The organism is Methanocrinis sp., from assembly GCF_049974945.1.
Lineage (GTDB): Archaea > Halobacteriota > Methanosarcinia > Methanotrichales > Methanotrichaceae > Methanocrinis.
Genome location: NZ_JBNGCU010000077.1, coordinates 1 through 8,230 on the forward strand (window position 1 = coordinate 1; position 8,230 = coordinate 8,230).

An 8,230-nucleotide genomic window follows, 5' to 3' on the forward strand; every position below is an offset into this window, starting at 1 on the left:
CGATCATGGCCTTTCCGGCGGTCCCGCAGAGGTACCAGGACGAGAAGGCGAAGGCCTTCGCCCGGATCGGAGCCTTCGACGAGGCGAAGATCTCCTCCTGGATCGTGGTCACGGAGCGGGAGGTCGTCTTCGTCCGCTCCGGCCTCTTTCGAAATCGAATGGACAGATTCCCCCTCTCCGGGATCACGGGGATCGAGTACGTCAAGGAGTTTCAGGACAACACCCTGAAGATCAGGATCGGGGAGGCCGCCGAGGACGTCCGGTTCTACCACGAGGTCGATGGCGTCCGGTTTTATCGGCACGTAAAAGACGCCCTCGAAGAGCGGGCCGAGCCGGAAGATGCGGGCGGAGAGGGATGACGACGATCACGGTGGTGGCCCACTGCCTCCTCGACCCCGAGACGAGGCTTTTGGGCCTCCGCCCCATCGCCTTCAGCCCCGAGCCGCCCCTGATCCAGCTCCTCTGCCCCGAGGCAGGGCATCTCGGCCTCGACCGCTGGGCCGTCACCAAAAACCAGATCGACATCCCCTCCTACCGCAGGTACTGCCGCGAGATCTTCACCCACCACGCCGACCTGATCGAGCAATTTTCGAAGAAGGGGCGCGAGATCGAGGTGGTGGGGGTGGAGGGAAGTCCCAGCTGCGGCATAAATTCAACCACATTGGGCTACACCGGGGGGAAGATCCGCCACCAGGATCACAGCCACGTCTCCGGGATGGGGGTCTTCATGGAGGAGGTGGCAGAGGAGCTAAAGAAGAGGGGCATCCCCTTCCGCTTCCGAGAGGCTGGAAGAGGTGACTGAGATACCAGGACATAGCAATCGTCCCACCATGAACCTCAGCAAATAGATATAATGGACGATTAGGGGTTCTCTTTTAGCTTCAGCTGGAACTCCAGCTCCCTTCTTGCCGGATCGTGCTTATACTGCACCTCAAGCTTTATCGGCTCCACCGGGCTCACTGCCAGGGCCCAGCCCTCGGATGAGGCCTCTACCCTTCCCTCACCCTCGATCTCGTCGGCAAGGATCCTAAGGGTGCTCGCCACCTCGCCGGCGGTCATGTAGAACTCCTGCTCGAACTTCTCTCCGCTGGTGGGGCTTCCCTTGGATTTGCCGAGCCTTCCGTTTATTCCGACCATAGATATCACCTGGTTTCGTCTTCCACCTGGTCAAACCCCATCATCTCAAGACCTCTTTGAGCGCACTCCGGAGCTTCTCGCATGTCGCCTGGATGTGCTCGGGTATGACCCTTGTATCCGCGAGGACGGGCATGAAGTTGCAGTCGCCAGACCAGCGCGGGACGATGTGGAGGTGGATGTGGCTTGCGATCCCCGCCCCCGCGCACTCGCCCATGTTGATCCCGATGTTGAAGCCGTCGGGGTTCATGGTCCTCTTCAGGATCTCGACCGCAAGGTCCGCCAGCTCCAGAAACTCGGCCCTCTCCCCGCCGCTCCAGCCGGCGAGGGTCGAGGTGTGGCGGCGGGGGACGACCATCAGGTGGCCGTTGTTGTAGGGGTAGGCGTTCATGATGATGAAGTGATGCTGACCCCGGTGGAGTATCAGGTTCTCTTCATCCCGCTCCTCCTTGATCTTCTCGCAGAAGATGCAAGCCACCGACTTGTCGGACAGGATATAATCCATCCTCCAGGGTGCCCATAAGGTCCTCAAGATCGCATCATCTCCTTTCCCTCCATCGTCTCTCCTCTCACCCTTTAATCTCATCCCTCTCAAAAACGACCTTCCTTCCCACCACCCTAGGCCTGCCCTCGATGAAGAGCTTGAGGGCCTGGGGGTAGGCCCTGTACTCCGCCTCCTGGACCCTCGCCTTGAGGCTCTCGAAGGTGTCGTCGTCTCTCACCTCTACGGGGGCCTGGAGGATTATGGGGCCGTGGTCGACCTCCTCGTCGACCAGGTGGACCGTCGTCCCCGTCACCTTGACGCCGTAGTCGAGGGCCTGCTGGAAGGCGTCAAGGCCCCGGAAGGCGGGAAGGAGGGCGGGATGGATGTTGATTGTCCTGTTCTTGAAGTGCCGGACGAACTCTGGGGTGAGGATCCTCATGTATCCGGTCAGGACCACCAGGTCGACTCCTGCCCTTTCCAGACGGTCGATGAGAAGCTGGTCGTACTCGGCCCGGGATAGGCCCGAGGGGTCCAAAAAATGGGCCTCGACCCCGAGATCGCGGGCGATCCTCAGGGCTCCCGCATCCTGCTGGTCCGCGAGGACGATGGCGACCTCTGCGGGGAGGTATCCCGAGCGGGCAGCCTCGATGATGTACCTCGCGTTCTCCCCGCGACCGGAGGAGATGACCCCGATCCTGGTGATCAATGCCAACCCGCGCTCCGGAAAGAAGGCTCGACTTCACTTCGAGAGGGTGATCTCAATGGCCGAGACGTTCGTCTCCCCCCGATCGGTATTCATGGTCTCGGTGGAGATCTGGATGTCCTTGACATTGACGTCGCCGAGAAAGCGGCTTCTTGAAACTTCTGCAACGTCCACTGCTCTTGATATCGCTCGTCCTCTGGCCATGATCTTAACCTCTCCAGCGCCGCTGTTGAACTGGGTGACCACCGCCAATACGTAGTTCATCACTGGTTTGTTGCCGACGAATACCACATCATCTTCTGCCATGTACCATCACCACTTTGGAACTAACAGCTCTGAGATCGTTCTTGTTAGGGATCATTTACTACATAAAGTTAATGATTTGGTCAGAGATATCTCCCCCTCGCCTCGATCTCCCTGACCCGCTTTAAAACCTCTCCGGCCCTGGTGTAGGTTTTGGCGTAACCCCGCAAGAAGGCCTCGACCAGCTCATCGGGGCGGTCGTGGGTGCTCTCGACTGTCTGGAAAAATACGTGGACATCCACCCCCTGGGCCTCGAGCCCCTTGTCGTGGAAGGCGAGGCCGAAGTCTATGAAGTAGATCTTGTCCCCCTTCAGAATCATGTTGGAGGTGGTGAGGTCGCCGTGGACTATCCCGCAGGCGTGGAGCCTTCCCACCAGCTCCCCGACCCTCTCGGACAGATCCGGATCGATCACCTCCTTCAGCTTCGTCCCATCGACGTGCTCCATGGTGAGGCTGAACCGGTCGACGTCCAGGACTATCGGCGTCGGAACCCCGCACCTCCTGGCCTCGGAGATGATCCGAGACTCCATCACCGTCCTCTCCCGTCTGATCTTCTCGTCGAGGGCCCGGACCCTGTACCCCTTCGGCAGCCTCACCTTCGTCACCCTGCCCCCATCCCTGGTTATCACCGCCTCCGCGCCTCGACCTATCTCCTCGGCCAGATCTTTCACCCCCTCAGCGCCTTCCAGGCCTCGACCAGCCCCAGGCAGCCTGCGATCATCATGTCCCCGCCCGGGGCCGCCGAGATCACGGGCCCCAACTTTTCGAGGATGCCGGACTCGGTGAACTTCTCCCTGTTCGGACCCGTCACCACCACAGACCCGATCTTCTCGGCTCCCGGGGCCTCCACCACGACCGCGCCGTGGCCTCCGTCCTCGAAGACCTCGCGGTTCGTGATCGTCCCCTCGCAGAGCCTCTCGCTGAACCGGAGGAGATCGCCAGCCGTCAGGGACGAGGTGTGGTGCTCGAAGAGGGCGGTGATCCTCCCTTCGGCCACCACCGCCCCGATGGTGTGGCCGTTTCCGGCGTTCAATACCAGGGCGGGCTCCGCGGATCGGGGATCGAGAAGGGCGCCGAAGATCGCGGCAGGGCCGGTGTCCATGATCATCGAGCGAAGGCCGGAGCTGTCCAGCATCTCCTTTGCGGCTCTCATCCGATTGAAGAGGGGCGGAGGGTCGAGGTGGACGAAAGACCGGAGCTCCCCCCCCGAGTAGAGGGCCTTCGCCATCTCCTCCATCCTCACCATCCGATTGCTCCTGTCGGGCGAATAGCCGTGGTCCTGGACGGCGACGGCCGCGTCCTTTGGCATATCAAGGCCGAACCTCTCAAAGGTCGACTTCAAGGCCGAAAGGTCGAGGTCCCCCATCACCACCACCTCGGCCTGGAGGGGCGCCTCCTCAGATATCACGACCCCCATCTCCCTGACCCGCTCCAGGTCGTCGTTGAAGGTCAGGGCCGCCTTTGGGGATGCGAATACCCTCAGGCCGGCCATGATCTGCCGTTTCGCCGCCCGGGTGGAGGCCCCGCCCCCCATCGTCGTTCCGGTGAGCGCGACGTCTCTTCCCCTGTGCCTCACCCCATCGATCTGCCTCCCCACGATCACCGCCATGCTCGGCATCACCATCTTGGCCGAGTTCTCGAGAGGCAGCCCCTCCTCGCGGAGGAGGATGTCCTGGGTTCCCGCGCCCACGTCCATCGCCAGAAGCGCCATGGAAGGCAAGAATCGGCCTTCTGAGATAAAACCGTTGGGCATGGTGATAAGAGCTATATCCTTTCGGAACGAATGATGGATAATGATCATCGATGTCGTGGTCGTGAGCACCTCAAGGCACCAGATGTTCGGGTCTGTGGGAAACCCGGAGGTGGCCGAGGACCTCTCAGGGCGGGAGATACTGGACCGGATCTGTGCCGCCGGCCGAGATTATTCATATCGGCTCGTTCCGGACGGGGTGGAGGCGGTGAGGGGGGCGATCCTGGCATCGGAGGGCGATGTCGTCGTCCTCTGTGGCGGCACGGGTCTCGCCCCCAAGGACCTGACGATCGAGGCGGCAGAGCCCCTCTTCGATAAGATGATCCCCGGATTTGGGGAGTTCTTCAGGCTGAAGAGCCTCGAGGAGGTGGGGACGAGGGCGATGCTCACCAGGGCCTCAGCCGGGATAGTCCGGGGCGTTCCCGTCTTCTGCCTTCCGGGCTCGCCCTCGGCGGCCCGGCTGGGGATAGATCTTATCCTGGCCGAGATCGATCACATGCGCCACCACATATCAGAATGACAAAATTATAATACGTTTTGAATTCGAGAGAAAACGATGCAGTGATCCTTTTATAGAGGGAATATCTTTAATAAGAACGGCAATCTGCCGCGGAGGTGACTAGCATGGAAACAGAGATTCCGGTGCGGGACATAATGGCCCGGCCTGTGATCACCATCGACTCCGAGGTTGATGTGATGAAGGCTGCAAAGAAGATGTTCTCCGCAAACGTGGGCAGCTTGATCGTGATTCACAACGACCGGGCGATGGGGATCATAACCGAAAGAGATCTGGTCGGAAAGATAGTGGCCAGGGCCGCAGACCCAAAGGGGGTAAAGGTGGGCGAGGTGATGTCCTCGCCCCTGATCACAGTAGATCCTGACATCAGCTTGAGCGACGCCGCCATAAAGATGCTCAAATCCGGAGTTAAGAGGCTTCCGGTTATATCGGGCGAGGGGATGCTGGTGGGCATAATCACCGATACCGACCTCGTCTCCGGATCGGCCTCTATCGGCATGGGGGAGATCCTCAGCCACCTCATAGAGATGCATCGTGACAGCGTCCATTTCGAGGAGCAGAGAGAGACGATAAGGGGGATCTGCGAGCGGTGTGGCCAGATCTCCGACTCTCTGGAAGCGGTCAATGGCGAGCTTCTCTGCTGGAGCTGCAGGGACGGGAACAAATGAGAGTTCTGGAATTTCCAGGACTTGAACAGGAGGGATCAAAATGGGAAGTTTAGTTGGAGAGATCATGTCAAAGGACCCAGTCAGCGTGGGTGAAGGCGACTTTGTGACCCGGGCGCGGCAGCTGATACGGGACAACCAGCTGCGAGGCTTGCCGATTCTCAACAGCCAGGGACACGTCGTTGGGATCGTCACCGACCGGGATATGCTGAAGATATCGTCGACCCGCTCGAATGTAACCGTCTCCGGCTTCTCCGTGGAGGCTCCCCTGGTCACCCCTGAAACGGATATCGTCGAGGCGGCGAAGCTGCTATTATCGGCCAATTACGCGATACTGCCCGTGGTCCCCTCTTCGGAGGACCGTCGCCTCGTGGGCGTGGTCAGCCCCCTCGACATATTCAAGAAGATCGAACCTGAGAAGCTGGCCGACAGAAAGGTCGAAGATGTGATGAACGTCCAGATCAAGACCTGCAGCCCCCAGGACTCTGTGACCAGGGTCTGGGACGGGATGCTCGACTCCGACTTCACGGGGATGCCGGTGGTGGATGAGAAGGGCAAACCTCTCGGAATGATCACCCGCTTCGACATTCTGAAGACTGGCGGAGCCCGTATAGGAAAAGACACAAAGGACGTAATGAAAGTGGAAAAATTGATGAGCACGCCCCTATACGCCATAGGCCCAGAGGCGAGCCTTCGCAACGCCGCAAAGACGATGCACGATCGCGATATCGGCAGGATATCCGTGGTTGGCGACGGCAAGCTCGTCGGAATAATCGACAGATACGACATTATCAAATCCATCTTTGGTGAGGGACGATGAAGAGACCATCAGAGGATCGGAAGATCAGGATGCCAGGAGCGATGGACAGGGGACCGGTCCAGTTCGATTCTAGAGCCGCCAAGCGTGCAGGAGACGTTCTCGCCATTGCGACCTCAGAGGTGGTGACGGCACCGCCTACCACCACCATCATCGGTGCCATCAAGATAATGACCTCTTACGGTTTCGGGAGGCTGCCGATAGCCGATGCCGGAACCGGTCGGCTCCTCGGTTTCGTCACCGGTGTCGACGTCGTCGACTTCCTCGGCGGCGGCATAAGGCACAACCTGCTGAAAAAGCGGTATGAGGGAAACATCCTCTCAGCTGTCAACGCCGATATCAGAGAGATCATGAGCCCCAAGCTAATATCCATCGGCGAGAAGTCCTCCGTCGAAGACGCCCTAAAGTTGATGTACGAGAAGAACGTGGGCGGTCTGCCCGTGGTGGACGAGGATAACAGAATAAGGGCACTGATAACAGAACATGACTTCGCAAAGCTGGTGGCTGGGGTGAACACCAGCATCAAGGTCGAGGAGTTCATGAGCCCGAACGTAATCACCGCCAACGGGCAGATGTCGATCGAGAAGACCACCAGAATGATGGTTCAGCAGGGCGGTTTCCGAAAGCTCCCCGTGGTTCAGGACTCCCTCCTGATGGGAATGGTCACAGCCTCCGACATCATGAGGTACCTGGGATCCGGCGAGGCTTTCGGGAAGGTGGTGACCGGCGACATCGGAGAGGTGATGAGCCAGCCGATAAAGATCCTGGTCCGAAGAGACCTGGTATCCACGGAGAAGGAGATGGATCTCGGCGGGGCGGCAGAGATGATGATGGAGAACGGCGTCGGTGCTCTGCCGGTCATGGAGAACGGATCACTGGTGGGAATCATCACCAAAAGAGACTTCATCAGAGCATTTGCCGAGGAGAAACGAGGGATCATACCATGAGCAAGGTAAAGGATTACATGCAATCTCCCGTCTACGTCATCGAGAAGGAAGAGCCTGTGCAGCGGGCGAGAAACCTGATGCTTAAGCACTACATCAGCAGGCTTCTCGTTATGGACGGCGACAGGCTGGCGGGAATTGTCACCAAGCACGATATATCACATCGGCTGGGCCAGGCCGCTCCGGAGTGGCGGAGGCGGCCGATCAGCAAAGTCCCCGTGAGGCTGGTGATGACCGAGCGGCCCATCACCATCTATCCCGGGGCTACCGTAGAGCAGGCAGCGGAGATCATGGACGAGAACGGGATAGACGGCCTGCCTGTGGAGAGGGATGAGGGAGAGATCGTGGGGATCATAACCTCAAGAGACCTCATCTCCTACTTCGTCGAGATGAACCCTGACTCCAAGGTGGGCGACCTGATGGCCCAGGGCGTCGTCAGCGTCCACAGGCACCACACCCTCGATCACGTATTGGAGGAGATGGTCGAGAACGGCGTCGATCGGGTCGTGGTCTGCGAGGACAACGCCACCCCCGTCGGGGTGATAACCCACACCAACCTCGCCATCTCGGGAATCTCCAACTCAAAAGATGAGATGAAGAGCAAGAACATCAAGATGGCGAGGAAGGAGAACACTGCCGGAAGGAAGGGGTACAGGTACGTAAAGGAGGTTCCCATGGTGGCCGAGGACATAATGTCCTACCCGATAATGTTTACCAACCCCAACGTCGGAGCCGTGGACGCCGCCAAGATCCTCCTCGATAAGGAGATCTGCGGTCTTCCTGTGGTGGACGATGAGAAGGTGGTGGGGTTCTTCTCGACCCGCGATATAACCGCTGAAGTGGCGAGGTGGTCTTAAAAATGTCAGTAAAGGAGATAATGTCGACGCCGGTGACTATAGACAAGTCGGAGAGG

The 8,230-nt window shown here is 59.3% G+C and carries 13 protein-coding genes; 7 read left to right on the forward strand and 6 right to left on the reverse strand.

Translation table 11 applies throughout. The features are described from left to right. The coding region (locus tag ACP5EL_RS07905; RefSeq protein WP_428401969.1) for a hypothetical protein at positions 1 to 359 on the forward strand (359 nt) is incomplete at its 5' end. Beyond that, on the forward strand, positions 356 to 802 hold the full coding sequence (locus tag ACP5EL_RS07910) for a hypothetical protein (protein ID WP_428401970.1): 447 nt from the start codon (positions 356 to 358) through the stop codon (positions 800 to 802). The genes ACP5EL_RS07905 and ACP5EL_RS07910, both read left to right, overlap by 4 nt. A gap of 59 nt (positions 803 to 861) precedes the next feature. Here the strand turns inward: ACP5EL_RS07910 and ACP5EL_RS07915 are convergent, their stop codons facing one another. The 6 genes from ACP5EL_RS07915 to ACP5EL_RS07940 all read right to left on the reverse strand — a co-directional run bounded on the left by ACP5EL_RS07915 (position 862) and on the right by ACP5EL_RS07940 (position 4,335). Next, on the reverse strand, positions 862 to 1,137 hold the full coding sequence (locus ACP5EL_RS07915; protein WP_428401971.1) for an amphi-Trp domain-containing protein: 276 nt from the start codon (positions 1,135 to 1,137) through the stop codon (positions 862 to 864). 40 nt (positions 1,138 to 1,177) lie between these two features. Continuing rightward, a complete protein-coding gene (locus tag ACP5EL_RS07920; protein ID WP_428401972.1) occupies positions 1,178 to 1,666 on the reverse strand; it encodes an HIT family protein in 489 nt (162 codons plus the stop codon). A gap of 37 nt (positions 1,667 to 1,703) precedes the next feature. After that, the gene (gene purN / locus ACP5EL_RS07925; RefSeq protein ID WP_428401980.1) at positions 1,704 to 2,324 is read right to left on the reverse strand and encodes a phosphoribosylglycinamide formyltransferase; all 621 of its coding nucleotides are present in this window, start codon (positions 2,322 to 2,324) and stop codon (positions 1,704 to 1,706) included. A 33-nt stretch (positions 2,325 to 2,357) separates the two neighbouring features. Continuing rightward, positions 2,358 to 2,627 carry a DNA-binding protein Alba gene (gene albA, locus ACP5EL_RS07930; protein ID WP_428401973.1) on the reverse strand — a complete coding sequence of 90 codons (270 nt, stop codon included), beginning with the start codon at positions 2,625 to 2,627 and terminating at the stop codon, positions 2,358 to 2,360. 80 nt (positions 2,628 to 2,707) lie between these two features. Beyond that, the gene (locus tag ACP5EL_RS07935; protein WP_428401981.1) at positions 2,708 to 3,286 is read right to left on the reverse strand and encodes a Kae1-associated kinase Bud32; all 579 of its coding nucleotides are present in this window, start codon (positions 3,284 to 3,286) and stop codon (positions 2,708 to 2,710) included. Positions 3,287 to 3,291: 5 nt separating this feature from the next. Continuing rightward, positions 3,292 to 4,335 carry a DUF1786 domain-containing protein gene (locus tag ACP5EL_RS07940; RefSeq protein ID WP_428401974.1) on the reverse strand — a complete coding sequence of 348 codons (1,044 nt, stop codon included), beginning with the start codon at positions 4,333 to 4,335 and terminating at the stop codon, positions 3,292 to 3,294. Between the two features lie 82 nt (positions 4,336 to 4,417). Here ACP5EL_RS07940 and ACP5EL_RS07945 point away from each other — a divergent pair, with 82 nt between their 5' ends. The 5 genes from ACP5EL_RS07945 (at position 4,418) to ACP5EL_RS07965 (ending at position 8,174) form a co-directional block, all read left to right on the forward strand. Further along, the gene (locus ACP5EL_RS07945) at positions 4,418 to 4,894 is read left to right on the forward strand and encodes a MogA/MoaB family molybdenum cofactor biosynthesis protein (protein ID WP_428401975.1); all 477 of its coding nucleotides are present in this window, start codon (positions 4,418 to 4,420) and stop codon (positions 4,892 to 4,894) included. Positions 4,895 to 4,998: 104 nt separating this feature from the next. Then, complete coding sequence (locus tag ACP5EL_RS07950; RefSeq protein WP_428401976.1) at positions 4,999 to 5,559, forward strand: CBS domain-containing protein; 561 nt, start codon at positions 4,999 to 5,001, stop codon at positions 5,557 to 5,559. A 40-nt stretch (positions 5,560 to 5,599) separates the two neighbouring features. Next, a complete protein-coding gene (locus ACP5EL_RS07955) occupies positions 5,600 to 6,376 on the forward strand; it encodes a CBS domain-containing protein (protein ID WP_428401977.1) in 777 nt (258 codons plus the stop codon). Further along, positions 6,373 to 7,320 (forward strand): CBS domain-containing protein, encoded by a 948-nt coding sequence (locus ACP5EL_RS07960; protein ID WP_428401978.1) that lies wholly within the window; start codon positions 6,373 to 6,375, stop codon positions 7,318 to 7,320. The genes ACP5EL_RS07955 and ACP5EL_RS07960 overlap by 4 nt, the downstream gene beginning before the upstream one ends. After that, positions 7,317 to 8,174 carry a CBS domain-containing protein gene (locus tag ACP5EL_RS07965; protein WP_428401979.1) on the forward strand — a complete coding sequence of 286 codons (858 nt, stop codon included), beginning with the start codon at positions 7,317 to 7,319 and terminating at the stop codon, positions 8,172 to 8,174. Before ACP5EL_RS07960 ends, ACP5EL_RS07965 begins: the two co-directional genes overlap by 4 nt. The last annotated feature ends 56 nt before the right edge of the window (positions 8,175 to 8,230 follow it).

What these genes read in the sequence shown, in the direction of transcription:
- ACP5EL_RS07915 (WP_428401971.1), bottom strand. Translation starts at nt 1,137, where the DNA reads ATGGTCGGAATAAACGGAAGGCTCGGCAAATCCAAGGGAAGCCCCACC.
- ACP5EL_RS07965 (WP_428401979.1), top strand. Translation starts at nt 7,317, where the DNA reads ATGAGCAAGGTAAAGGATTACATGCAATCTCCCGTCTACGTCATCGAG.
- ACP5EL_RS07960 (WP_428401978.1), top strand. Translation starts at nt 6,373, where the DNA reads ATGAAGAGACCATCAGAGGATCGGAAGATCAGGATGCCAGGAGCGATG.
- ACP5EL_RS07940 (WP_428401974.1), bottom strand. Translation starts at nt 4,335, where the DNA reads ATGGCGCTTCTGGCGATGGACGTGGGCGCGGGAACCCAGGACATCCTC.
- ACP5EL_RS07945 (WP_428401975.1), top strand. Translation starts at nt 4,418, where the DNA reads ATGATCATCGATGTCGTGGTCGTGAGCACCTCAAGGCACCAGATGTTC.
- ACP5EL_RS07910 (WP_428401970.1), top strand. Translation starts at nt 356, where the DNA reads ATGACGACGATCACGGTGGTGGCCCACTGCCTCCTCGACCCCGAGACG.
- ACP5EL_RS07955 (WP_428401977.1), top strand. Translation starts at nt 5,600, where the DNA reads ATGGGAAGTTTAGTTGGAGAGATCATGTCAAAGGACCCAGTCAGCGTG.
- ACP5EL_RS07950 (WP_428401976.1), top strand. Translation starts at nt 4,999, where the DNA reads ATGGAAACAGAGATTCCGGTGCGGGACATAATGGCCCGGCCTGTGATC.
- albA (WP_428401973.1), bottom strand. Translation starts at nt 2,627, where the DNA reads ATGGCAGAAGATGATGTGGTATTCGTCGGCAACAAACCAGTGATGAAC.